At 57.1% G+C, this 23,204-nt stretch carries 23 protein-coding genes; 11 read left to right on the forward strand and 12 right to left on the reverse strand.

The genetic code is table 11. From position 1 onward, the window contains the following. Positions 1-7 precede the first annotated feature (7 nt). On the forward strand, positions 8-451 hold the full coding sequence (locus ACR0MS_RS08200) for an NUDIX hydrolase (protein WP_480571079.1): 444 nt from the start codon (positions 8-10) through the stop codon (positions 449-451). On the opposite strand, the gene ACR0MS_RS08205 is transcribed toward ACR0MS_RS08200, so the two are convergent. Further along, the gene (locus tag ACR0MS_RS08205) at positions 448-1,650 is read right to left on the reverse strand and encodes a PP2C family protein-serine/threonine phosphatase (protein WP_480571076.1); all 1,203 of its coding nucleotides are present in this window, start codon (positions 1,648-1,650) and stop codon (positions 448-450) included. The genes ACR0MS_RS08200 and ACR0MS_RS08205 overlap by 4 nt on opposite strands. 224 nt (positions 1,651-1,874) lie before the next feature. Between ACR0MS_RS08205 and ACR0MS_RS08210 the strand changes: the two genes are divergently transcribed. After that, positions 1,875-2,204, forward strand: a complete 330-nt coding sequence (locus ACR0MS_RS08210) for an Hpt domain-containing protein (protein WP_480571073.1) — start codon at positions 1,875-1,877, stop codon at positions 2,202-2,204. Here ACR0MS_RS08210 and ilvA read toward each other — a convergent pair. Both ilvA and ACR0MS_RS08220 read right to left on the reverse strand, forming a co-directional pair. Beyond that, positions 2,201-3,427 carry a threonine ammonia-lyase IlvA gene (ilvA, locus tag ACR0MS_RS08215; protein ID WP_480571070.1) on the reverse strand — a complete coding sequence of 409 codons (1,227 nt, stop codon included), beginning with the start codon at positions 3,425-3,427 and terminating at the stop codon, positions 2,201-2,203. The genes ACR0MS_RS08210 and ilvA overlap by 4 nt on opposite strands. 59 nt (positions 3,428-3,486) lie before the next feature. Continuing rightward, positions 3,487-4,248, reverse strand: coding sequence for a hypothetical protein (locus ACR0MS_RS08220; protein ID WP_480571067.1), 762 nt, complete (start codon positions 4,246-4,248; stop codon positions 3,487-3,489). Positions 4,249-4,391: 143 nt separating this feature from the next. Between ACR0MS_RS08220 and ACR0MS_RS08225 the strand changes: the two genes are divergently transcribed. From ACR0MS_RS08225 to msrA, 4 genes are all read left to right on the forward strand, one after another. Beyond that, complete coding sequence (locus ACR0MS_RS08225) at positions 4,392-5,618, forward strand: argininosuccinate synthase (RefSeq protein WP_480571064.1); 1,227 nt, start codon at positions 4,392-4,394, stop codon at positions 5,616-5,618. Beyond that, on the forward strand, positions 5,615-6,055 hold the full coding sequence (locus tag ACR0MS_RS08230; protein ID WP_480571061.1) for a DUF1810 domain-containing protein: 441 nt from the start codon (positions 5,615-5,617) through the stop codon (positions 6,053-6,055). Before ACR0MS_RS08225 ends, ACR0MS_RS08230 begins: the two co-directional genes overlap by 4 nt. Before the next feature lie 77 nt (positions 6,056-6,132). Continuing rightward, entirely contained in the window at positions 6,133-6,414 is a 282-nt protein-coding gene (locus tag ACR0MS_RS08235; protein ID WP_480571058.1) for an SCP2 sterol-binding domain-containing protein, read from the forward strand. 88 nt (positions 6,415-6,502) lie between these two features. Next, on the forward strand, positions 6,503-7,174 hold the full coding sequence (gene msrA, locus ACR0MS_RS08240; RefSeq protein ID WP_480571055.1) for a peptide-methionine (S)-S-oxide reductase MsrA: 672 nt from the start codon (positions 6,503-6,505) through the stop codon (positions 7,172-7,174). Here the strand turns inward: msrA and ACR0MS_RS08245 are convergent. Then, the gene (locus tag ACR0MS_RS08245; RefSeq protein WP_480571052.1) at positions 7,171-8,040 is read right to left on the reverse strand and encodes a ribokinase; all 870 of its coding nucleotides are present in this window, start codon (positions 8,038-8,040) and stop codon (positions 7,171-7,173) included. The two genes, msrA and ACR0MS_RS08245, sit on opposite strands and share 4 nt — an antisense overlap. A 3-nt stretch (positions 8,041-8,043) precedes the next feature. Further along, on the reverse strand, positions 8,044-10,299 hold the full coding sequence (locus ACR0MS_RS08250; protein WP_480571946.1) for an NADP-dependent malic enzyme: 2,256 nt from the start codon (positions 10,297-10,299) through the stop codon (positions 8,044-8,046). 161 nt (positions 10,300-10,460) lie between these two features. Here ACR0MS_RS08250 and mutS point away from each other — a divergent pair, with 161 nt between their 5' ends. Then, a complete protein-coding gene (mutS, locus tag ACR0MS_RS08255; protein WP_480571943.1) occupies positions 10,461-13,076 on the forward strand; it encodes a DNA mismatch repair protein MutS in 2,616 nt (871 codons plus the stop codon). A 58-nt stretch (positions 13,077-13,134) separates the two neighbouring features. Here the strand turns inward: mutS and ACR0MS_RS08260 are convergent, their stop codons facing one another. Both ACR0MS_RS08260 and hrcA read right to left on the reverse strand, forming a co-directional pair. Continuing rightward, positions 13,135-13,698, reverse strand: coding sequence for a nucleotide exchange factor GrpE (locus ACR0MS_RS08260; protein WP_480571048.1), 564 nt, complete (start codon positions 13,696-13,698; stop codon positions 13,135-13,137). 10 nt (positions 13,699-13,708) lie between these two features. Next, entirely contained in the window at positions 13,709-14,773 is a 1,065-nt protein-coding gene (gene hrcA / locus ACR0MS_RS08265) for a heat-inducible transcriptional repressor HrcA (RefSeq protein WP_480571045.1), read from the reverse strand. 112 nt (positions 14,774-14,885) lie between these two features. On the opposite strand from hrcA, the gene rph reads away from it, so the two are divergent. The 4 genes from rph to ACR0MS_RS08285 are packed head-to-tail and all read left to right on the forward strand — an operon-like array spanning position 14,886 to position 17,711. Beyond that, positions 14,886-15,599, forward strand: a complete 714-nt coding sequence (rph, locus tag ACR0MS_RS08270; RefSeq protein ID WP_170412685.1) for a ribonuclease PH — start codon at positions 14,886-14,888, stop codon at positions 15,597-15,599. Continuing rightward, a complete protein-coding gene (gene rdgB, locus ACR0MS_RS08275; protein ID WP_480571043.1) occupies positions 15,596-16,210 on the forward strand; it encodes an RdgB/HAM1 family non-canonical purine NTP pyrophosphatase in 615 nt (204 codons plus the stop codon). The genes rph and rdgB overlap by 4 nt, the downstream gene beginning before the upstream one ends. Continuing rightward, the gene (gene hemW, locus ACR0MS_RS08280; protein WP_480571039.1) at positions 16,200-17,354 is read left to right on the forward strand and encodes a radical SAM family heme chaperone HemW; all 1,155 of its coding nucleotides are present in this window, start codon (positions 16,200-16,202) and stop codon (positions 17,352-17,354) included. The genes rdgB and hemW overlap by 11 nt, the downstream gene beginning before the upstream one ends. A gap of 3 nt (positions 17,355-17,357) precedes the next feature. After that, positions 17,358-17,711 (forward strand): YbaN family protein, encoded by a 354-nt coding sequence (locus ACR0MS_RS08285; protein ID WP_480571036.1) that lies wholly within the window; start codon positions 17,358-17,360, stop codon positions 17,709-17,711. Here ACR0MS_RS08285 and ACR0MS_RS08290 read toward each other — a convergent pair. Genes ACR0MS_RS08290 through mnmE form a run of 5 tightly spaced genes read right to left on the reverse strand, consistent with a single transcriptional unit; the run spans position 17,701 to position 23,185 of the window. Then, a complete protein-coding gene (locus ACR0MS_RS08290; protein WP_480571033.1) occupies positions 17,701-18,594 on the reverse strand; it encodes a ParB/RepB/Spo0J family partition protein in 894 nt (297 codons plus the stop codon). The genes ACR0MS_RS08285 and ACR0MS_RS08290 overlap by 11 nt on opposite strands. Before the next feature lie 19 nt (positions 18,595-18,613). Then, complete coding sequence (locus tag ACR0MS_RS08295) at positions 18,614-19,414, reverse strand: ParA family protein (protein WP_480571030.1); 801 nt, start codon at positions 19,412-19,414, stop codon at positions 18,614-18,616. Continuing rightward, positions 19,407-20,021, reverse strand: a complete 615-nt coding sequence (gene rsmG / locus ACR0MS_RS08300) for a 16S rRNA (guanine(527)-N(7))-methyltransferase RsmG (RefSeq protein ID WP_480571027.1) — start codon at positions 20,019-20,021, stop codon at positions 19,407-19,409. The genes ACR0MS_RS08295 and rsmG overlap by 8 nt, the downstream gene beginning before the upstream one ends. Then, entirely contained in the window at positions 20,018-21,886 is a 1,869-nt protein-coding gene (mnmG, locus tag ACR0MS_RS08305) for a tRNA uridine-5-carboxymethylaminomethyl(34) synthesis enzyme MnmG (protein ID WP_480571024.1), read from the reverse strand. The genes rsmG and mnmG overlap by 4 nt, the downstream gene beginning before the upstream one ends. A 12-nt stretch (positions 21,887-21,898) precedes the next feature. Continuing rightward, the gene (gene mnmE / locus ACR0MS_RS08310) at positions 21,899-23,185 is read right to left on the reverse strand and encodes a tRNA uridine-5-carboxymethylaminomethyl(34) synthesis GTPase MnmE (protein WP_480571021.1); all 1,287 of its coding nucleotides are present in this window, start codon (positions 23,183-23,185) and stop codon (positions 21,899-21,901) included. Between the last annotated feature and the right edge of the window lie 19 nt (positions 23,186-23,204).

Here is a 23,204-nt window from a genome sequence, read left to right on the forward strand (position 1 = left end):
GCCATACATGATCAGACGGTTCGGTGAAACCCCACAAGCGGGTCGTAAATACACGCGAAGGGTGGGCGTTTACGCATTGCTGCCTCGGGGCAGGCACCTTTTGCTGACCTGTCAGACGGAACCCGGCCCCGATCTGCAACTGCCCGGTGGCGGTATTGATCCCGGCGAATCGCCCATCACAGCCCTGCACCGAGAGGTTTTTGAGGAAACGGGCTGGCTGGTGGCCAATCCGCGTCGTGTCGGCGCATTTCGCCGGTTCACCTATATGCCGGAATATGACTTATGGGCCGAAAAGGTCTGCCTGATCTACCGCGCGCGTCCCGTCCGCAATATCGGCGCGCCGACCGAGCCGTTCCACGAAGCGCTGTGGATGGATACCGCCGACGCGGTTGAGATGTTGGGCAATGGCGGCGACCGTCATTTCGCGGGTTTGCATCTGGATACGCTCTAGGGACCTCCGTATTCGAAAAATACGGCCGAGACATCGTCATCCATGCTGCTGCCGGGGGCCATGGCGTGGGTCAGGTCATGAAAGATGTTGTCAAGAAAATCGGACCCTCCGGCACCCTTGGCGCATTTGGTCGCCATTTGACGCAGCCCTTCCTCTTCAAGCAATTGCCCATCCGCCATCGTGCATTCCGTAAAGCCGTCGGAATACAACAGAAGCCTGTCGCCGGGATTCAGATAAGTTTCAATCCGCTGAAAGGACACGTCCGGCAGCAACCCGATGGGCAACCCGCCTTCGCCCAGAAACGCGGTTCCTCCATTCTGACGAAGCACCAATGGGTGGGGATGGCCCGCCTGCACCATTTTCAAGTGACCGTTGCGCAGGTCGATGATCCCATAGACCATGGTAAAGTATTCTTCGATCCCGGCATCGGCCATCAATCGGGAATTCAGAGTCTCGGCCACCCGCTCGGGCGGCAACAAGGCGTAAAACTTGTCGAACCGCTTCTCCATCGCGACGTTCTGATCGAAATGCTTGCTGGACAGATACCCGCCCAGCCGCGCTGTCATCATAGCCGAGGTGATGCCATGGCCGGACACGTCAATGCTGTAAAACCCCAACCTGTTCACACCCGGCGAGAACATCCCGACAAGATCACCGCCGATGTGTCCGCAGGGTTTCAGCAGCAGGCTGACCCGGGAATTCCCAAAGCTGCGCGTCAGCTCAGGCACCAGCGATTCCTGAATCTTGCGGGCCTGAATCAAGTCTTTGTCGATGGCGTCATGCGCCAGTTTCAGGTCTTCCAGCGCCGATTCAATCAAGCGGTTTTTCTCGGACAATTCGCGCTGCATATCCAGAATTCGCGCACCCGCCGAGATACGGGCCCGCAGCTCGTCTGCCTCAAGCGGTTTGATGAGAAAGTCATCTGCCCCGGCGTCCAGCCCACGCGCGACCTCCTGCTTTTCGCTTTTCGAGGTCAGAAGGATGAAATAGCTGTATAGTTCGCGGTTCAATGACCGAAACGCCCGGCAGAAATCCAGACCGCTCATCCCCGGCATGACCCAGTCACTCAGGACCAGGTCCGGAGGGTCCGTTGCACAGATTTCCAACGCCGCATCGCCGTTATCCGCCTCGAGAACCTGAAACCCCCATTTCTTGAGCGATGCCACCAGAATGCGGCGCTGAAGCCGACTGTCATCCACGACAAGCACCTTTTGGATTACTCCAAAATCCAGCTCCGATCTGGCTTCTGCTTGACTGACCTCTGCCACCCGAATCCTCTGTTCCCAAGCTATCCCCGCGCAAGAGGACCCTAGGCTTGGGCTGTTTAACATCCGGTGAAGGTTGAATTTCGCATCGCTTAACCCGCCCTTTACCGGCGAAACGCTACCAAAATCACATCACGATTTTTGTGGAGAATGCGGGCATGATCAACTGGTCCAGGGTCATTCAGTTGCGGAACGAGGTTGGCAGCGCAGAGTTTGATGAGGTCGTTCAGATCTTTCTGGACGAAGTTCAGGAAGCGATCGACCGTCTGGAACAGGACACGGCGCGGCGGGATCTGGAACAAAACCTGCATTTCCTCAAGGGCAGTGCCCTGAGTCTTGGGTTTGATCACTTCTCGCGGCTGTGTCAGGACGGTGAGCGGTCGGCGGCCTCTGGCCAGGCCGTCGATGTCAACCTGCCGGAAATCCTGACCGCATTTGACGAGTCGCGTGCCTGTTTCCTGACCGAAAAGGCACAGAACCTGACTTAGATGACAAACTGCGCCAGCGTCTCGTCGTCTGTTATGTCGGTATAGGTGAACCCCGCTTCGTCCAGATGCGCAAAAAGACGTGCAAAATTCTCGGGCTTCCGGGTTTCGATGCCGATCAGGACCGAGCCGAAATTGCGCGCCGATTTCTTCATATACTCAAACCGGGCAATATCGTCGTCCGGGCCAAGGATATTCAGGAATTCCTTCAACGCTCCGGGTCGCTGCGGCAAGCGCAGAATAAAGTACTTTTTCACGCCCGAGTAGCGCTGCGCGCGTTCTTTCACTTCGGGCAAACGCTCAAAATCGAAATTCCCGCCCGACGTGACGCAAACCACGGTCTTGCCACGAATGAAGCTTTGCACATCGGCAACCGCCTCGACCGCAAGGGCACCCGCGGGCTCCAGAACAATGCCTTCGACATTCAGCATTTCAATCATCGTGGTGCAGATGCGATCTTCGGACAGGACCAGCACATCCGAAAGATGGCGTGATTTGAGCAACTCAAACGGCTTGGCCCCAATCCGGCCAACCGCGGCACCGTCAACGAAATTGTCCACGTGATCCAGCGAAACGGGGTGACCCGCCGCCATCGCCGCATGCAGGCACGCCCCGCCCTTGGGTTCGACAAACAGGCAATGAGTTCGGTCCGCGAACCACGTTGCCACACCCGAAGACATTCCCCCACCACCGACCGGCAGGATGACGTGGTCCGGGACGCGGCCCAGTTGCGCTTCGATCTCAACAGCAAGGGACGCCTGCCCCTCGATCACGTCCTCATCGTCGAAGGGCGACAGGAAATAGCCGCCCTGCTGTGCGCACCACTGCTGCGCCGCTGCCAGAGTGTCGTCGAAATAGTCCCCGGACAGATGAACCTCGATATTGTCACCGCCGAAGATGCGGGTTTTCTGAATTTTCTGCTGCGGTGTCGTTACCGGCATGAAGATCACACCGCGCACGTTCAGATGTTTGCACATGAACGCCACGCCCTGCGCGTGATTGCCTGCGCTGGCACAGACGAAAAGGTCATGCCCCTGCTGCTTGCGCATGGCGTTGAACGCACCACGGATCTTGTAGGAGCGCACCGGGCTGAGGTCTTCACGCTTGAGCCAGATATCAGCCCCATAGCGATCAGACAGGTGGGCGTTCCGCTGCAAGGGTGTCGGCGGAAAAACCGATCGCATTTCCTGTTCGGCGGCGCGGGCACGGGTCATGAAATCACTCATGACGGTTTCAGTGCCGCATCACCGCCGAAAGCGCAAGGAATACATATGTGTACGGGCGCTCAGGCGAGGTCGCGTTTTTCAATGAAGACACCGAACATCGTGGTCAGAATACTGACGTTGATCAGCGGCAACACCAAAGTACCGAAGAACAGCGTCAGCAAGATGCCCAGCAGGGGAATGAACGCGAGCGCAGTGAACGCAAGCTGCACCAGAAACTGAAACAGGAAGTTCACGATCAAAAGCAGGATGATTGCGCCACCCATGCCCTGTGTACTGTTCCACGCATCCCCAATCGTTACCGGATGGCCTATTGCAGCCGCCGGCAGGATGATCGACAAGCGATAGAATGAAACAATCAGAAAAATGGCGAAAACGACCATTACGACCATGGTTAGAGCGCCAGCCCCCATCGCGGCCATAACCAAACTAAGCGGCAAGAAGGCAAGGCCCATCAGTAAACCCAACAGCAACACCCGCCCAAAATACGCGAGAATCCTGTCAAACCGGAAAGTCGGAAAGATACCACGTGGATATTCTTCAAGCAGGATAAAGCGATGCCAGGACACGGCGATCCAGAACATCGTGATTATCCCCAAAATGGCCACGCTTGCGATAAAGAACACCAGTGATCCGTATGAGGTGCCCGGTGGCAACGCGCCGGATTCCGGGTCAAGCTGATCCCACGGTATGTCCAGAACCAGTAACAGCGCGACGATGGCGGCAGTTGCCGCAAGTGCCGGACCAAAAGTAATTTGCAGAACCTGCTTGATGTTTCCAAAAACCATCCGCACAGAATGCACAAAAATCTGCCAACCCAACATTGTGAAAACTGCCCTTTCAACCAATCCTTGTTCTCTATCCGTCCGTTTCACCTGAAATCGCTGCCTGCGTCAACGCAGATAACTTGCCCCCGCTTTCAAAACCCGTTAGGGGCCAATCGTTCTACGCATAAGGGGAAGTTCAGATGTCCGCGCCCAAGAAAGTTGTTCTGGCCTATTCCGGTGGCCTTGATACCTCGATCATTCTGAAATGGTTGCAGACCGAGTATGGCTGTGAGGTCGTCACCTTCACCGCTGATTTGGGTCAGGGTGAGGAACTGGAACCGGCACGACAAAAGGCCGAGATGCTGGGGATCAAACCCGAGAACATCTATATCGAAGACATCCGCGAAGAATTCGTCCGCGATTTCGTCTTCCCCATGTTCCGCGCCAACGCGCAATACGAAGGTCTGTACCTGCTGGGCACTTCGATTGCGCGCCCGCTGATCTCGAAACGTCTGGTCGAGATTGCGGCTGAAACAGGTGCCGATGCTGTGGCGCATGGTGCAACCGGCAAGGGCAACGATCAGGTGCGGTTCGAGCTGGCCGCCTACGCGCTGAACCCCGATATCAAGGTGATTGCGCCGTGGCGTGAATGGGACCTGACCAGCCGCACCAAGCTGTTGGAGTTCGCCGAACAGAACCAGATTCCGATCGCCAAGGACAAGCGCGGCGAGGCTCCGTTCTCGGTCGATGCCAACCTGCTGCACACCTCGTCCGAGGGTAAGGTTCTGGAAGACCCGGCAGACATGGCGCCCGACTACGTCTATCAGCGCACCGTCCACCCCGAGGACGCACCGAACGAGCCTGAATTCATCGAAATCGGCTTTGAAAAAGGCGACGCGGTCAGCATCAATGGCGAGGCGATGAGCCCCGCGACTATCCTGACCAAACTGAACGAATATGGCGGCAAGCACGGCATTGGCCGTCTGGATCTGGTCGAAGGCCGTTTCGTTGGGATGAAGTCGCGCGGTATCTATGAAACGCCCGGCGGCACTATCCTGTTGGAAGCGCACCGTGGCATTGAATCCATCACCATGGACCGGGGCGCGATGCATCTGAAAGACCAGCTGATGCCGCAATATGCCGAGCTGATCTATAACGGCTTCTGGTACTCGCCCGAACGCGAGATGCTGCAAGCCGCCATCGACAAATCTCAGGAACATGTCACCGGCACCGTGCGGGTGAAACTGTATAAAGGTCTGGCCTCGACCGTGGGCCGCTGGTCGGATCACTCGCTCTATTCCGAGGCACACGTGACCTTTGAAGAAGACGCAGGCGCGTATGACCAGACAGATGCGGCAGGATTCATCCAGTTGAACGCCCTGCGTCTGAAACTTCTGGCCGCGCGCGACAAGCGTTTGTCCAAGTGACCGAAGACGACGACATCGGTGATGAGCTTGATCTGTTCATCGAAGCGCAGGACACGGTCTGGTCCGACGTCCTGCGCGAGCTGAAACAGGGGCAGAAAACCAGCCATTGGATGTGGTTCGTCTTTCCACAACTGGCCGAGCTTGGCCGGTCTGACATGGCGCAGCTATATGGAATTGAAGATCTGGAAGAGGCGACCGCCTATCTGGATCATCCAGAGCTGCGCAAACGCCTGACGGAAACGGCGCAGCTGGTACTGCTGCACAAAGGACGCGACGCCACGGACATTCTGGGCGGGATTGATGCCAAGAAACTGCGGTCGAGCATGACGCTGTTCTCGTCTGTACCCGGCGCACCGCAGGAATTTCAGGCCGTACTCGACGCATTCTATGACGGCCATCACTGCGAGCGCACCGCCCAGGTCTTGCAGGGGTCGTAGCCAGCGGTTCCCGTTGGGTCATCCTTGCTTGGTTAACCTGTTTCGCTTTACGCACGGGTCAACCGAGGAGAGATACCATGCTGCAAGCCATTGCGGACGACATTCAGAAAAATCTGGTTGGTAAAAGCTTCGAAGGCTCACTGAAGTTCGATTGCGGCGATGACGGCGTGATCGTGCTGTCCGAAAATCAGGCCACCACGCAGGATCAGGACACCGACTGCACCATCCGCATCTCGCAGAAGAACCTGACCAAGCTACTGACAGGGAAACTGAACCCGATGACGGGCGTGGCTTTGGGCAAGCTCAAGATTTCGGGAAATATGGGCGTTGCGATGAAACTGGGGCAGTTGCTGGGATAAACTCCTCTCACCAGCGCGTGACATACGATGTCAGGTGATTGCGTCGGGCAAAAAGACAGGGCAGCCTGATCTCAGAAGGAGACCTGCCATGACCCGCATTGCTTATCTCGACTACGTCAAACCGACGCTTCTTTTTGCCTTGATCACCATAGCCGCACTGTTGCGTGCAACCCCAGCGCCAGCCGCAGGAACTGAAACCCTGACGGTGGCAGGCGGGTGCTTTTGGTGTGTGGAATCCGATTTTGAATCCGTGAAAGGCGTGACAGGGGCGGTTTCGGGATATACCGGCGGAACTTCGGCAAGCCCAACCTATGATCAGGTCTCAAAAGGGGGCACCGGTCATTACGAGGCCGTTCAGATCACCTTTGACCCATCGGTCGTTTCCCGTGAAACGCTGTTGAACCTCTTCTTCCGCTCGGTCGACCCCACAGATGCCGGAGGGCAGTTCTGCGACCGGGGCGACAGCTACAGAACCGCTATTTTCGTCTCTAACGCAGGTGAAAAAGCGTCTGCTGAACAAGCCAAAGCAGATGCACAGCGTGCGCTGGGACAGGCTGTGGTTACTCCGATCCTGCAGGCGGGTGCGTTCTACCCGGCCGAGGCATATCATCAGGATTACTACAAGGGATCCAAGCTGGTTCTCACACGGTTTGGTCCCAAACGTCAGCACAGCGCATACAAGGCGTACCGCAAAGCCTGCGGCCGGGACGCCCGCGTGAAACAGCTTTGGGGCAGCGACGCGCCGTTTGCCGGATCCTAATCGAACTGCGCGTCCCGGACCTCTTTCAAATCCGGGATGACATCGGCTGTACCGTGCCGCGTGACCATCAGGGCCGCGGCACGATTTGCTTGTGAAATCGCCTGCGCCATCGGCATCCCTCGATCCATACCGGCCAGAACATAGCCGGTGAACGTGTCCCCCGCGCCGGTTGTGTCCACAGCCTGAACTTTGTGGGCCGGGAAATCCGAAGCCGCAGCGCGATGATAATATCGCGCACCTTTCGAGCCCAAAGTGACGATCACATGCTCGACCTTCAAATTCGTGACCGATTGACCTGTGGCCTGATGCAGTTGCTCGGCCTCAACTTCGTTCAGGATCAGGAAATCCAGATAGGGCAGCACGGCTTGCACTGCCTCGGCCTGAAACGGTGCCGCGGCGTAGCAGACGGTCAAACCCATCTCGCGCCCCATCTTCGCGGCTTCAACCTGCAAGTTGGTTTCGTTCTGCATCACCAGCAAGTCACCCTGCGAAGCTGATGACAGTGCCTGACCCAACTGATCGGTCGAAAGGGCGTGGTTCGCCCCCTGAAACAGAATGATGTTGTTCTCACCCTGCGCATCCACGGCGATGATGGCGTGGCCCGTCGGCACATCGACCAGAGCGATATGGCGCGTATCCACGCCATATTCCGTCAAACGATCCAGCGCCCAGCGCCCATCCGACCCCACGGCCCCAACATGCGCCACCTGCGCCCCGGCCCGGGCCGCGGCCACGGACATGTTCGCGCCCTTGCCGCCCAGAAAGCGATCCAAACGGCTGGCCGAGAGCGTCTCCCCCGGCCCGGGAAGATGCGGTACGTCGTAAATCATGTCCGCGTTGATCGAGCCGAGGTTCCAGATCGTCATGGCTTATCCAATGTCACAAGACGCCAGGATAGCCATGTTCAGAATGTCATTCGCCGTCGAAACGGTCGAACAAATCTGAATCGGCTTATCGACACCCGACAGGATCGGGCCAATGACAGTCGCGCCGCCCATTTCCTGCATCAGCTTGGTCGAGATCGAGGCCGAGTGGCGTGCGGGTACGATCAGGATATTCGCAGGACCCGTCAGACGCTGGAACGGATAGCTGGCCTGCTGATCGACATTCAGGGCAACGTCGACAGTCATCTCGCCCTCATATTCGAAATCAACGCCGCGCTGGTCCAGAACCGCTGGCGCGCGGTGCATTTTCTCGGCCCGTTCCGACACCGGGTAGCCAAAGGTCGAAAAGCTGACGAAGGCCACGCGCGGCTCAAGCCCCATGTGACGCGCAACAGCAGCCGAGCGTTCGGCGATATTGGCCAGATCATTCTCATCGGGCCATTCATGGACAAGCGTATCGCCGATCAGCACGATCCGCCCCTTGTGCAACAGCGCGGTCACGCCAGCCGCCCCATGCGCTGCATCCGCATCAAACACGTGATTGATCCGGTCAAGAACATGCGCCGATTTGCGCGTGGCCCCAGTCACAAGACCATCGCCATGCCCATGCGCCAGCATCAGCGAGGAAAACACGTGACGGTCCCGCGCAGCAAGGCGGTGGATGTCCTTGCGGTCGAAACCCTTACGCTGAAGCCGCTCGTACAGGAAGTTCGAGTAAGTTTCGAGATGCGAGGTATTGGCGGCGTTTACCACCTCAAGCTCGCGCACGGCATCGCCCAGACCAGCCTCTTCCAGCTTGACCTTCACGTCATCGGGGCGCCCCACAACCAGCGCCTTGCCAAAGCCCGAGCGTTGATAGGTAACAGCGGCGCGCAGCACACGGGGATCGTCGCCCTCGGCAAAGATCATCCGGCTTTGCGCCTGGCGCGCACGGGCGTTCAGACCACGCAGGATGCTGGCGGTCGGGTCCATGCGGGATTTCAGGCTCAGCTCATAGGCGTCCATGTCGATGATCGGGCGCCGCGCGGCCCCGGTATCCATTCCGGCCTTGGCCACGGCAGGAGGGATACGGTGGATCAGGCGCGGATCAAACGGCGTGGGGATGATATAGTCGCGGCCAAACGTCAGCGATTTGCCATAGGCCATTGCGACCTCATCCGGCACATCTTCACGCGCCAGACGCGCCAACGCATGGGCGCAGGCAATCTTCATCTCGTCATTGATGGCCCGGGCGTTGATATCCAACGCGCCACGGAACAGGTAGGGGAAGCCCAATACGTTGTTCACTTGGTTCGGATAGTCGCTGCGGCCGGTGGCGACGATCGCATCCACACGAACTTCGTGGGCCTCTTCCGGGGTAATCTCGGGGTCGGGGTTGGCCATGGCGAAAATCACCGGGTTGTCGGCCATCGACTTAACCATCTCTTGGGTCACGGCCCCCTTGACCGACACACCCAGAAACACATCCGCGCCCTTCATTGCTTCTTCCAGTGTGCGCAGGTCCGTGGTGATCGCATGGGCCGATTTCCACTGGTTCATCCCCTCGGTGCGGCCCTGATAGATCACGCCCTTGGTATCACAAACGATGCAGTTCTCATGCCGCGCGCCCATCGACTTGAGCAATTCGATACAGGCGATCCCCGCCGCGCCCGCGCCATTGAGAACGATCTTCACATCCTCGATCTTCTTGCCCGAGATATGCAGCGCGTTCAGCAGACCCGCCGCACAGATCACCGCCGTGCCGTGCTGATCGTCGTGAAAGACGGGGATGTCCATCTCTTCTTTCAGGCGCTGTTCGATGATGAAACATTCGGGCGCCTTGATGTCTTCCAAATTTATGCCGCCAAAGGTCGGCCCCATCAGCCGCACAGCGCGACAGAACTCGTCCGGGTCTTCGGTGTCCAGCTCAATGTCGATCGAGTTTATGTCGGCAAAACGCTTGAACAGAACCGCTTTGCCCTCCATCACCGGCTTACTGCCCAGCGCACCCAAGTTACCAAGGCCCAGAACAGCCGTCCCGTTCGAGATCACGGCGACCAGATTGCCCTTGTTGGTATAGTCATAGGCGGTCTCGGGCGCTTCGGCGATGGCTTCGCAAGGAACGGCCACACCGGGACTGTAGGCCAGCGACAGATCGCGCTGCGTGGTCATGGGAACAGTGGCCTGCACCTCCCACTTGCCGGGGGTGGGGTCCAGGTGAAAGGCCAGCGCCTCTTCTTTTGTGATCTTCGTTTTGGGCATCTTATCGGTCGTTTCCATGACTTCAGGGCTGCTGCGTCATAGCGCAGGCAGGGCTGCGCCTCAACGACAATACGTTTTCACCTTTCGTCACGGATGGGGGATTTGTAAGGTCGCGCCCGGAAGACGCCAAAAGGGGGCCGCTTTTGTCCACAGTCACGCCGATGATGGCACAGTATCTTGAGATCAAAGAGGCCCATGCCGACGCCCTGTTGTTTTACCGTATGGGCGATTTCTACGAGATGTTTTTTCAAGACGCCGTGAACGCGGCTGAGGCGCTGGACATAGCCCTGACCAAGCGCGGCAAGCACAATGGCGACGATATCCCGATGTGCGGTGTCCCGGTCCATTCGGCCGAAGGGTATCTGCTGACTCTGATCCGCAAAGGCTTTCGCGTCGCCGTCTGCGAACAGATGGAAAGCCCGACTGAGGCCAAGAAAAGAGGCTCTAAATCAGTGGTTCGGCGCGATGTTGTGCGTCTGGTCACCCCCGGCACGCTGACCGAAGATGCGCTGCTAGAGGCCCGCCGCCACAACTTTCTGGCCGCTTACGCCGAAGTTCGGGATGAGGCTGCTTTGGCATGGGCCGATATCTCGACAGGTGCGTTTCATGTGATGCCCTTGACCTCGGTCCGGCTCAGCCCCGAACTGGCGCGTCTGGCCCCGTCCGAGCTGATCGTGGGCGACGGAATGGAACAGGCGCTGAACGAGACGGTACGTGATCTGGGTATTTCCCTGACCCCGATCGGACGGGCCAGCTTCGACAGCACGGCTGCCGAAAAACGCATCTGCGGGCTGTTTCACGTGGGCGCTTTGGACGCGTTCGGCAGTTTTGGCCGGGCCGAGGTGTCGGCGATGGGCGCGCTGATCGACTATCTTGAGATCACGCAAAAGGGCAAACTGCCCCTGCTGCAAACGCCGCTCAAGGAATCCGAAGACCGCGTGGTTCAGATCGACGCCGCCACGCGCCGCAATCTGGAACTGACCCGGTCCCTGTCCGGTGGCCGCGCCGGATCACTGCTGTCGGTGGTTGACCGCACCGTGACACCGGGTGGCGCGCGACTGCTGGAACAGCGCCTGTCCAGCCCCTCCCGCAATCTGGATGTGATCCACGCCCGGCTGGATGCGGTGAGTTTTGCCGCTGAGGACAGCCTGACCACCTCGGATCTGCGCGAGGCGCTGCGCAAGACTCCCGATCTGGACCGCGCCCTGTCGCGCCTATCGCTTGAGCGCGGCGGTCCCCGCGATCTGGCCGCCATTCGCAACGGGCTGACACAGGCATCGGCAATCGCTGAATTGTGCAAAAGTCAGGATCTCCCCGTCCTATTGGCAACTGCGGTACAGAACCTTGTCGGCTTTGACGATCTACTGAACCTGCTGGACGAAGCCCTGGTCGCTGAACCCCCCTTACTGGCCCGTGATGGCGGCTTCATTGCCCCCGGTTTCGACAGTGAGCTAGATGAGGCTCGTACCCTGCGCGACGAAGGCCGCTCGGTCATCGCGGGATTCCAACAGAAATACGCAGAACATACGGGCATCACCTCTCTGAAGATCAAGCACAACAACGTGCTGGGCTATTTCATCGAAACCACGGCCACCCATGCCCAGAAAATGCTGAACCCGCCCTTCTCTGAGACCTATATCCACCGTCAAACCACCGCCAACCAGGTGCGGTTCACCACGGTGGAACTGTCCGAGATCGAAACGCGCATCCTAAACGCGGGCAATCTGGCGTTGGAGATCGAAAAAAGGCTCTATCAAAGGCTTTCTGATGAAATTCTGGCTCTCGCCGCTCGCCTGAACCAGGCCGCCCGAGGGCTGGCCGAGCTGGACCTGACCACGGCCCTCGCGGATCTGGCACGCGGAGAAAACTGGTGCCGCCCGCAGGTCGACAATTCGCGCGCGTTCGACGTGAAAGGTGGCCGCCACCCGGTGGTCGAACACGCCCTGCGTCAGCAGTCGGGCGATGCCTTCATCGCCAATGACTGCGATCTGAGCGCAGATCAAGGCGCGGCGATCTGGTTGCTGACCGGTCCCAATATGGCCGGTAAATCAACTTTCCTCCGCCAGAACGCCTTGATCGCGCTATTGGCGCAAATGGGCAGCTATGTCCCGGCTGAGAGGGCGCATATCGGCATCGTCAGCCAACTGTTCAGCCGCGTCGGAGCGTCGGACGATCTGGCCCGAGGGCGGTCAACTTTCATGGTTGAGATGGTGGAAACCGCCGCGATCCTGAATCAGGCCGATGATCGCGCTCTGGTCATTCTGGACGAAATCGGTCGCGGTACAGCCACCTATGACGGCCTGTCGATCGCTTGGGCCACGCTGGAACATCTACACGCCGCCAACCAATGCCGGGCGCTGTTCGCCACCCATTACCATGAACTCACCGCACTGGCAGGCAAGCTGGAAGGTGTCGAAAACGCCACCGTCGCCGTCAAGGAATGGGAAGGCGAAGTCATCTTTCTGCACGAGGTGCACAAAGGCGCCGCCGACCGGTCCTACGGCGTTCAGGTCGCGCAATTGGCCGGGCTTCCTGCATCCGTGGTCGAACGTGCCCGCGTGGTGCTGGACCAATTGGAAAAAACCGAACGCGAAGGCGGCAAACAAAAGGCTCTGATCGACGACCTGCCCCTGTTTTCAGCCGCGCCGCCCCCTCCGCCACCTGCACCCAAGGCATCCCCTGTCACGGATATGTTGGGCGACATCTTGCCCGATGAACTCACTCCTCGCGAAGCGCTCGACCTGATCTACAAACTGAAAGAGGCGGCCAAATCCTGACCGCCCCTTCTTCTGTTCAAAAATACTTCCGCCGGAGGCTTGGCCTCGCAGAGGCCAATCAGCTTGCAGGTGTCGACGATACGCCCACCTGTGCCGGACGCAGCAGCCGGTCGTGCAGCATAAACCCTTCGGCCGACACCTGAATAATGTCACCGGCACGGGTGCCAGGCACCGGAGCTTCGAACATCGCCTCGTGGACATTCGGATCAAAGCGATCCCCAACTTCAGGCGTAATCACCACAATCCCGTGTTTCTGGAATACGTCCTTCAGCGCACGCATGGTCAATTCGACACCTTCCAGCAACCCGGCAGCAACGTCCTTTTGCTCGTCCGTGGCGGCCTCAAGCGCACGTTTCATGTTGTCGTAAACCGGCAGCATATCGCGCGCCAACTTGGATCCGCCGTACTGCTCTGCATCCCGACGTGCCTTGTCGCCCCGTTTGCGCGCGTTTTCAGCGTCGGCCAAGGCACGCATGAATTTGTCTTTGAAATCATCCCGCTCAGCGCGCAACGCATCAATTTCCAGCGCCTCTTCGCTGATTTCGGCAAATTCCTCGGCCAACTCTTCGGCCTCGGCTGTTGCGATATCGTCCAGAAAATCTTCGTTTTTGGGTTCTGCCATCTCTTACCCTCTAGCTCCGGTCGGAAATCAGCTTGCCGACCAGTTGCGCCGTATAATCCACGATCGGCACGATCCGTCCATAGTTCAGTCGTGTGGGCCCAATAACCCCGACCGCACCGATTATCTTTCGATCAGCGTTCATATATGGAGACACCACCAAAGAGGAACCCGAAAGTGAGAAAAGTTTGTTCTCAGAGCCGATAAAAATGCGAACACCTTCGCCTTCTTCGGTTAATTCGAGGAATTCGGCGATATCGCGCTTACGTTCCAGGTCATCAAACAAGGTGCGGATTCGGTCCAGCTCTTCTGTTTGACCGGGTTCATTCAACAGATTCGCGCGTCCACGCACAATCAACCGGGCTGAATCGCCTCCGTCTCCGTCCCATGCGGCCATGCCACTCTCGACCATCGCGCGCGCCAATATGTCGATTTCCTGCTTGCGGGCGTCAATCTGCGTCTGCATCTGACGACGCACTTCGCTCAGCGTCCGACCCTCGATCAGGGCATTCAGGAAATTCGCGGCCTCGCGCATGGAACTGGGCGTCTGCCCCGGCGGAGGGGTGAACAGACGATTTTCGACAGTTCCGTCAGCAAAGACCAGCACGACAAGCGCGCGGTCATGGGCCAGCGAGACAAACTCGATATGCTTGATCTCGGATTCCTGCTTGGGGGTCAAAACCAGTGAGGCGCCATGTGTCACATGTGACAAGGCCGATCCCACACGATCCAGCATTCCACCCACATCGCCTGCGTTAGAGCCTAATGTCTCATCCAGCTTCTGTCGATCATCGGCCCCCAGATCGCCGACCTCAAGCAATCCATCGACAAACATCCGCAGCCCCTGCTGCGTCGGAATCCGTCCCGCAGACACATGGGGGCTGTCCAGCAGGCCCAGAAACTCCAGATCCTGCATCACGTTGCGCACGGTTGCGGCGCTGACTTTTTCCGACAGGGTGCGAGTCAGGGTGCGGCTGCCCACCGGCTCTCCGCTTTCCAGATAGCTTTCGACGATCAACCGAAACACCTCGCGCGAGCGGTCGTTCATCTCGTTCAGAATTTTGCTTGCTTCGCTCATCGGCGGTCCCCTGCTGGGTCGTCATTAAATCGCAGGCAAATGAAAGGTCAATCGGGGTTGCATCGTAACGCCACGGGGCGGTATCCCCAACCCAGCAAACAAAGGATTTTCCATGCGACCCTCAGGACGTGATCTAAACGAAATGCGCGCCGTTTCAATCGAGACAGGCTTTACCAAACATGCCGAAGGTTCCTGCCTGATCAAAATGGGCGACACCCATGTGCTGTGTACCGCTACGATCGAGGATCGCGTGCCGCCCTTCATCAAGGGTTCGGGCCTGGGTTGGGTCACGGCGGAATACGGCATGTTGCCCCGGGCGACCAACACACGGATGCGGCGTGAGGCTGCGTCGGGCAAGCAAGGTGGTCGGACCGTGGAAATCCAGCGCCTGATCGGTCGCGCCCTGCGCGCCGGTGTGGATCGGGTCGCGTTGGGCGAACGCCAGATCACTGTGGACTGCGATGTGATCCAAGCCGATGGCGGCACCCGTTGCGCCTCGATCACCGGCGGCTGGGTCGCGCTGCGTCTGGCGGTGAACAAGCTAATGAAAGCCGGCGATGTGATCTCTGACCCGCTGGTCGATCCGGTGGCCGCCGTGTCTTGTGGCATTTATGCCGGTCAGCCGGTGCTGGATCTGGACTATCCCGAGGACAGCGAAGCCGGTGTTGATGGCAATTTCATCATGACCGGTTCCGGCAAACTGATCGAAGTGCAGATGAGTGCCGAAGGCTCGGTCTTTAGCCGGGCGCAGATGGATCAACTGATGGATCTGGCCGAAAAAGGCGTCGGCGAACTGGCCGCAGCGCAAAAGGCCGCAACCGCATGACCCGCAAGTTCGACGGTGACAGGCTGCTGGTGGCCACGCATAACAAAGGCAAGCTCGAGGAGATGGCGCATCTTCTCGAACCCTTTGGCGTGAGCGTTGTCGGCGCAGGAGAGATGAACCTGCCCGAACCGGAAGAGACTGAGGATACGTTCGTCGAAAACGCCCGGATTAAGGCCCATGCCGCGGCCAAGGCCACCGGCCTGCCTGCCCTGTCGGACGATTCCGGGATCACGATTGATGCGCTGGACGGTGCACCCGGCGTTTACACGGCGGATTGGGCCGAAACCGGAAATGGCCGCGACTTCCTGATGGCCATGACCCGCGCGCATGATGAGCTGGAAGCAAAAGACGCAGCCCATCCCCGAACAGCCCAGTTTCGTTGCACTCTGGTTTTAGCTTGGCCCGACGGCCATGACGAAGTGTTCGAGGGCATCGCCCCGGGCCATCTTGTCTGGCCAATCCGGGGCAAGGACGGGTTTGGCTATGACCCGATGTTTGTCCCCGACGGGCATGACATTACCTTTGCCGAGATGGATCGCTGGGAAAAGAACAAGATCAGCCATCGCGGTCGCGCGGTGGAGATGTTCGTGAAAGGCTGCTTTGGCGGATGATTGGCGCAACGGGGGCTTTGGCCTGTATGTGCATTGGCCCTTTTGCGAGGCCAAATGCCCTTATTGCGATTTCAACAGCCATGTTTCTAAAAATATCAATCAAAAACAATGGCTTAATAGCTACCTAAGCGAGCTACGCCGCTCCGCTTTGGACACGCCGGATCGGGTGCTGAATACGATCTTTTTCGGCGGTGGCACGCCCTCGCTAATGCACCCGGACACCGTGGCCGCCATTATTGATGAGGCCCGCAGCCTGTGGCGACCCGCCAATGACATGGAAATCACGCTTGAGGCCAATCCCGGCTCGGTCGAGGCGGGGCGGTTTGCCGCCTATCGCGAAGCAGGGGTGAACCGGATCTCGATGGGTGTTCAGGCGCTGAATGACGATGACCTGCGCCGATTGGGTCGAATCCACACGGTCGCCGAAGCGCGGGCAGCGTTTGATATCGCCAGAGCGTGTTTCGACAGGGTCAGCTTTGATTTGATCTACGCCCGCCAGCACCAAACCCTGGCCGCTTGGCGCGCTGAACTGTCTGACGCCTTATCTATGGCCGTTGACCATTTGTCCTTGTACCAACTGACGATCGAGGAAGGCACCGCTTTCGGCGACAGATACGCCGTTGGAAAACTGCGCGGCCTGCCCGAGGATGACAGCGCGGCCGACATGTATCTTGCAACACAGGAAATTTGCGAAGCCCACGGTCTGCCCGCCTATGAAATTTCCAATCACGCCCGACCGGGCGCGGAATCCCGACACAACCTGATTTATTGGCGCTATGGCGATTACGTAGGCATCGGGCCCGGTGCGCATGGCCGAATTACGCTTGGCGATAGAAAATTGGCGACTGAAACCCACCTATTGCCGAACACTTGGCTGGACGCTGTTCAAAACGGAAGTGGAGAGCGGGAAAGAACCGAGCTTTCAAACCAGGATCAGGCGAACGAATACCTTATGATGTGTTTACGGATCACTGAAGGACTAAATATAGATAGATACGAGGCCTTAGCCGGTGTCTCATTACCTCAGGCAAAATTGGACGATCTGAGTGCGATCGGTATGATCGAACAGATAGACGGACGAGTAATCGCCACCAAGGACGGGCGCGCGGTATTGAATTCCATCATTCGCGAATTGCTGGGGTAAAGTATGCACTACCTCTGGGCCGCATTGGGTTTGTTGAGCGTTGCGCTTGCCGTCATCGGCATTGCCCTTCCCTTGCTGCCGACCGTTCCGTTCTTGCTATTGGCCGCTTTCTTCTTTGCGCGCTCTTCTTCCCGACTTCACAATTGGCTGATCACGCACCGAGTCTTTGGCCCGATGATCCTGGATTGGCAAAACTCCGGTGCCATCCGCCCCGCAGCAAAAAAGGCGGCAACTCTCTCGATTGCCGCCGTCTTTGGAATTTCGATTTTCCTCACGGTCCCGGTTTACGTCTTGGTAATCCAGGCGGTCGTCTTGGGGGGTGTTCTAACCTTTATCTGGACACGTCCTAACGGCTGAGCTTTGCGCAAAGATCGTCAAGCTGGTCCAGATTTTCATATGTCAGAACGACCTGCCCTGTTTCTGTTCCGGGCTTGTGGTTGATGGCCACCTTCATTGCCAGAATTGCAGAAAGATCTTTCTCAAGCGCTCTGGTATCGGCGTCTTTTCCTGCATCCAGATTTCTGGACTTCGGCGCGGATTTGACCGGGTCCGCCTGCTCTTTTTTGACAAGCGCCTCGGTTGCGCGAACCGACAATCCGTCGCGTACGACAATCTTTGCCAATTCAGAGGGGTTGCTTGAGGTGATCAACGCCCGCGCGTGGCCGGCAGAAAGCTTGCCTTCGACCACCAATTGCTGAACATCCATGGGCAGCGACAGCAAACGCAGAAGATTCGCAATATGACTGCGGCTTTTGCCAAGGGCTTCGGCCAGCTTTTCCTGTGTGTGCCCGAAACGATCCATAAGCTGCTTGTAGCCGGCCGCTTCTTCAACTGCATTCAGGTCGGCACGCTGAATATTCTCGATAATCGCGACTTCCAGCACTTCGGTATCGTCGAAATCACGGACAATGACCGGAATATCATGCAGTTGCGCCATTTGCGCTGCACGCCAGCGGCGCTCACCCGCGACGATCTCATAGTCGCCTTCCGCTTTCTCTCGGACGATCAGCGGCTGGATAATGCCCTTTTCCTTCACCGAGGCCGCAAGTTCATCCAGTTGTTCACGCGAAAAGGTACGGCGCGGCTGGTTCGGATTTGCATGCAGCTTTTCGATCGGAACCTTCATGTCCGCGCGTCGGGGTTCAGACGGGCGCAACCCTTCCGTTTCCTGCGTTACATCAGCCATCAAAGCGGACAGACCACGGCCCAATCCCCTTGGTTTTGTTTTCTTGGCTGCCACTGGACCCTCCTACTGCCGCTTATGCGGCTTTCTTGTTCTTGTGCATGACTTCGCGCGCCAAATGTCGGTACGCCATCGCCCCCAGAGATCCGGAATCATATTGAAGGACGGGCAACGCGTAAGACGGTGCCTCACTGACCCGCACGTTTCTGGGTATTTTGGTTTTAAATACCATCTCTCCCAGATTGTCACGCGCGTCTTTTTCGACTTGGCGGGACAAGTTGTTGCGGTTGTCATACATCGTCAACACAACACCTTCGATCCGCAACTCAGGATTCGCGGTTTGGCGAACCTCGCGAATGGTCAGCATCAACTGGGACAACCCTTCCAACGCGAAGAATTCACTCTGCAATGGAACAAGCACAGAATGCGCTGCAACCATCGCGTTGACGGTCAACAAATTAAGGGATGGCGGGCAATCTATCAGGACATAGTCCAGCTCAAACTGATCAACCGATGTTTGCCGCAGGGCGTCATGTAACAAATAGCTTCGCTTTTCATTGGAAATAAGTTCGATATCGGCCGAGCTTAGGTCAACTGTCGCAGGAACCACGTACAGACCGCCAATTTCAGTTTCCTGAATGACAGCTTCTAAGGGCGCGTCGTCCAAAATCAGGTCGTAGGTCGTCCAATCCCTGTCTTCCACACCTAAACCGGTCGATGCGTTTCCTTGCGGATCCAGATCAACCACAAGGACCCGGCAGCCAGCCTCGGCCAATCCCGCAGCAAGATTTATCGCAGTCGTCGTCTTTCCAACCCCACCTTTTTGATTGGCTACCGCAATAATCCGGGGCCCTGCGGGACGAGACAGATCAACCACGTGATACTCCTCTTATTTTAAGGATAACGGCTTGAGGTTCAGTTAAACTTGTAATCGGCTCGGCGTGGAAATTCCATTCCCTGCGCGCGTCTTCCAGTTCTTTTTTCCACGTTGCGCCTTTCGGCAACAGCGCCAATCCGGAACTGCCTAAATGCCTGTCACAAAAGGACAATAATGCAGTCAGGTCTGCCAAAGCCCGGGCAGATAAGACGTCCGCCCCCAATGGATCCACCATTTCGATTCGTTTGGAAATAACGGAACAATTTGCACCACATTCCCGTGCCACTGTTCGCAAAAAGGCAGATTTTCTTTGATCACTCTCAACAAAAGTGAACCGTGCACTCGGATTCTCTTCTATTGCCATGATCGCGCAGACCATACCGGGGAACCCGCCCCCGCTCCCCAAATCTGCCCAATTCTGAAAGGATTCAGGGCAGCGATACACCTGGACAGAATCCTTGATATGCCGCGTCCAGATCTCATTCAGGCTGTTTCGGGAAACCAGGTTAATCTTCGGATTCCACCGCTCTACCAGTTCAACATATTTGGCCAAACGCTCGAATGTTTCACGTGAAACATTCAACTCGCCAAAATGCTCCTCACTCATGCCTTGCGGACCTTTTGTTCGCGCCGCAGCTTCGCAAGAACAAGCGTCAAAGCAGCCGGGGTCACTCCTTCAACGCGGCTGGCTTGCGCGATATTCGCGGGCCGCGCATTCGACAGCTTTTGCTTCATCTCAGAAGACAGGCCGTCCAAAGCAAAATAGTCGAAATCTCGTGGAATCTCATGGGATTCGTCACGCTTCATGGCTTCGACGTCTCTTTGCTGGCGTGCAATGTAGTTTGCGTATAGGGCGTCTCTTTCAACCTGCTTTTGGATTTCAATATTTGTGCCTGACAAGTCTGGGACCAGCGGAATAAGATCGCCAAAGGAAACATCCGGGAATGCAAGAATATCCATCCCATTGCGCCGATTTCCGTCCTGATTGACGTTGATACCAACTGATCGCATTTCTTTTGGCGTATAGGTGCGGTCTGTAAGTATCGACTTTGCCGCCGTCAACTTTTCAAGCTTCTCAGAAAAGTTGCGTTCCCTAACTTCCCCAACGCAACCTATATTCAAGCCAATCGGTGTTAATCTTTGGTCCGCATTATCCGCGCGCAGTGACAATCTAAATTCTGCGCGGGACGTGAACATTCGATAGGGTTCAGCAACACCTCTGGTCGTCAAATCATCTATCATTACGCCGATATAACTGTCCGCGCGGGTGAAATGAACCGGCTCCCGGTCAAATGCAAACAAGGCAGCATTCAACCCTGCAACCAAACCCTGAGCTGCAGCTTCCTCATATCCGGTTGTTCCGTTGATCTGACCAGCAAGAAATAGCCCCGAAATCTCTGGCACGGACAAAGACGATGTTAGTATCCGAGGATCGACGTAGTCATATTCAATTGCATATCCCGGTTGCAGTATTTCTGCCTTCTCCAGTCCCTTGATGGACCTGACAGATTGCAGTTGTACGTCCTGAGGAAGGGATGTCGAAATCCCATTCGGATAGATCGTATGATCATTGACCCCTTCTGGCTCAAGAAAGATCTGATGAGAATCCTTATCGGCAAACCTGACGATTTTATCTTCAATTGACGGACAGTATCTTGGGCCAACCCCGTCAATATGTCCGCCGTACATCGCAGAGAGACTCAAGTTCTTTTCAATAATTTCATGTGTTTCCGCATTTGTATGTGTAATACCGCAGGAAATTTGCGGGGCCACAACGGATGTCGACAGGAATGAAAACAATGTAGGCTCATCGTCCCCATCCTGGCGCTCCAGATCGGTCCAGTCGATCGTGCGGCCATCAAGCCGGGGGGGAGTACCTGTTTTCAGCCTTCCCAACGGAAACTCAAAACTGTCTAACCGTTGCGCCAATTTTACCGACGGATTATCACCCATTCGTCCGCCGGGGCGCGAGACATCCCCGATATGTATGACGCCGCGAAGAAACGTACCCGAAGTGAGAATGACAGCCTTGGCACGAATGTCTGATCCATCTGCCAATTTGACTCCGCGCACAGTTTGCCCATCCATCAGAAAATCTACGACTTCCCCAACGACAACGGAAAGACTTGGCTGTGCATCTGTCTCAGACTGCATCGCCGCGCGATACAAAGCGCGGTCTGCTTGCGTTCTTGGCCCCTGAACTGCGGGTCCTTTGCGTCGATTCAGCAGACGGAACTGAATTCCGGCTTGATCAGCAACGCGCCCCATGACGCCATCAAGGGCGTCAATCTCCCTTACCAAATGGCCTTTTCCCAGGCCCCCAATCGCCGGGTTGCAGGACATCACTCCAATATCAGAAGAAGACAATGTAACCAGTGCCGTTTGCGCACCCATGCGTGCAGCAGCGTGGGCAGCTTCGGTTCCGGCATGACCAGCACCGATTACGACAACATCAAAGTCTGAATGTTTCACGTGAAACACTCCCTATTTTCCCAGACAGAAGCTCGAGAATATCTCATCCAAAAGATCTTCCACCCCTATCCTGCCAACCAAGGATTCAAGCGCACGAATGGCTGTGCGCAGTTCTTCGGCAGCGATATCATACAAGTCCGGGCCTGATTCCAGAACAGACATTGCTGCACGCAGTGCTTCTCGAGCGTTGTTAAGCGATACACGGTGTCTTTCGCGCGTTGCGATACCATAACTTGTGGTTCGATTACTTAATACACACGATATATCGGATATTAGCTGGTCCAGCCCCATACCAGTTTTACCCGATATCCCACCTTCACCGTCATCTCTGAGGTCGGCTTTCGGAAAAACCTGAATGTCATCATCGCGCATTGATACGCCCAAAGACATCGGGTCCTCGGTCAGGAAGACCCGTAAGTCCGCGGCTTCAGCCCGTTTAATCGCCAGTTCGATTCCAAGGCTTTCAACATGATCCTGGGTTTCGCGAAGCCCGGCCGTGTCCAGCAGCGTAACCGGCAACCCTTCTAGATCCATTCGCACCTCGATCACGTCACGGGTCGTTCCGGCATATTCCGACGTTATCGCAGCATCACGCCCGGCAAGAGCGTTCAGCAAGGTGGACTTCCCTGCATTTGGAAGACCGACGATCGCAACTTCAAATCCGGCGCGGATTCGCTCCGCTATCCGAACTCCGTCCGCTTCGCGCTGTAGATCGGTCATGACGCGTGTGATCAAAGAACGAACTTCTGGCGTAACATCCGTCGGGACCTCTTCGTCAGCAAAATCAATGACAGCTTCCAACAGGGACGCGGCTCGGATCAAATCACGACGCCAGCGCTCGGCAAGGGAACCCAATTCACCCGCCAATATTGTCTGTGCCTGTTTGCGCTGCGCTTCTGTTTCGGCGTCAATCAAGTCGGCCAAACCTTCGACCTGCGTCAAATCCATCTTGCCGTTTTCAAGCGCGCGACGCGTGAATTCCCCCGGCTCGGCGAGCCTCAAACCTTCGGTATCGCCAAGACAGCGCATCACCACATTCACAGATGCCGTGCTTCCGTGAATCTGAAACTCTGCCACATCTTCGCCGGTAAAGCTCGCAGGGGCCTGGAATGTAAGCACCAGACCCTCATCCAGAATTGAGCCGTCAGGCGCACGCAGAGAACGGACACACATACCACGAGCTGGCAGAGTATCCCTCGTCAACTCGGCCGCCGCGGAATGCGCCAAAGGTCCCGAGAGGCGGATGACCGCCACCCCAGCTTTGCCTTGCGCGCTGGCCAAGGCGAATATCGTATCCATTCGAAGGCCTCGCGTCAGT

This window comes from Ruegeria sp. CJ2, assembly GCF_056536745.1.

Excerpts from the sequence above, each read along its gene's own strand:
- ACR0MS_RS08200 (WP_480571079.1), top strand. The coding sequence starts at position 8 with ATGATCAGACGGTTCGGTGAAACCCCACAAGCGGGTCGTAAATACACG.
- ACR0MS_RS08210 (WP_480571073.1), top strand. The coding sequence starts at position 1,875 with ATGATCAACTGGTCCAGGGTCATTCAGTTGCGGAACGAGGTTGGCAGC.
- ilvA (WP_480571070.1), bottom strand. The coding sequence starts at position 3,427 with ATGAGTGATTTCATGACCCGTGCCCGCGCCGCCGAACAGGAAATGCGA.
- ACR0MS_RS08220 (WP_480571067.1), bottom strand. The coding sequence starts at position 4,248 with ATGTTGGGTTGGCAGATTTTTGTGCATTCTGTGCGGATGGTTTTTGGA.
- ACR0MS_RS08225 (WP_480571064.1), top strand. The coding sequence starts at position 4,392 with ATGTCCGCGCCCAAGAAAGTTGTTCTGGCCTATTCCGGTGGCCTTGAT.
- ACR0MS_RS08235 (WP_480571058.1), top strand. The coding sequence starts at position 6,133 with ATGCTGCAAGCCATTGCGGACGACATTCAGAAAAATCTGGTTGGTAAA.
- msrA (WP_480571055.1), top strand. The coding sequence starts at position 6,503 with ATGACCCGCATTGCTTATCTCGACTACGTCAAACCGACGCTTCTTTTT.
- ACR0MS_RS08245 (WP_480571052.1), bottom strand. The coding sequence starts at position 8,040 with ATGACGATCTGGAACCTCGGCTCGATCAACGCGGACATGATTTACGAC.
- ACR0MS_RS08250 (WP_480571946.1), bottom strand. The coding sequence starts at position 10,299 with ATGCCCAAAACGAAGATCACAAAAGAAGAGGCGCTGGCCTTTCACCTG.
- mutS (WP_480571943.1), top strand. The coding sequence starts at position 10,461 with ATGATGGCACAGTATCTTGAGATCAAAGAGGCCCATGCCGACGCCCTG.
- ACR0MS_RS08260 (WP_480571048.1), bottom strand. The coding sequence starts at position 13,698 with ATGGCAGAACCCAAAAACGAAGATTTTCTGGACGATATCGCAACAGCC.
- hrcA (WP_480571045.1), bottom strand. The coding sequence starts at position 14,773 with ATGAGCGAAGCAAGCAAAATTCTGAACGAGATGAACGACCGCTCGCGC.
- rph (WP_170412685.1), top strand. The coding sequence starts at position 14,886 with ATGCGACCCTCAGGACGTGATCTAAACGAAATGCGCGCCGTTTCAATC.
- rdgB (WP_480571043.1), top strand. The coding sequence starts at position 15,596 with ATGACCCGCAAGTTCGACGGTGACAGGCTGCTGGTGGCCACGCATAAC.
- ACR0MS_RS08285 (WP_480571036.1), top strand. The coding sequence starts at position 17,358 with ATGCACTACCTCTGGGCCGCATTGGGTTTGTTGAGCGTTGCGCTTGCC.
- rsmG (WP_480571027.1), bottom strand. The coding sequence starts at position 20,021 with ATGAGTGAGGAGCATTTTGGCGAGTTGAATGTTTCACGTGAAACATTC.
- mnmE (WP_480571021.1), bottom strand. The coding sequence starts at position 23,185 with ATGGATACGATATTCGCCTTGGCCAGCGCGCAAGGCAAAGCTGGGGTG.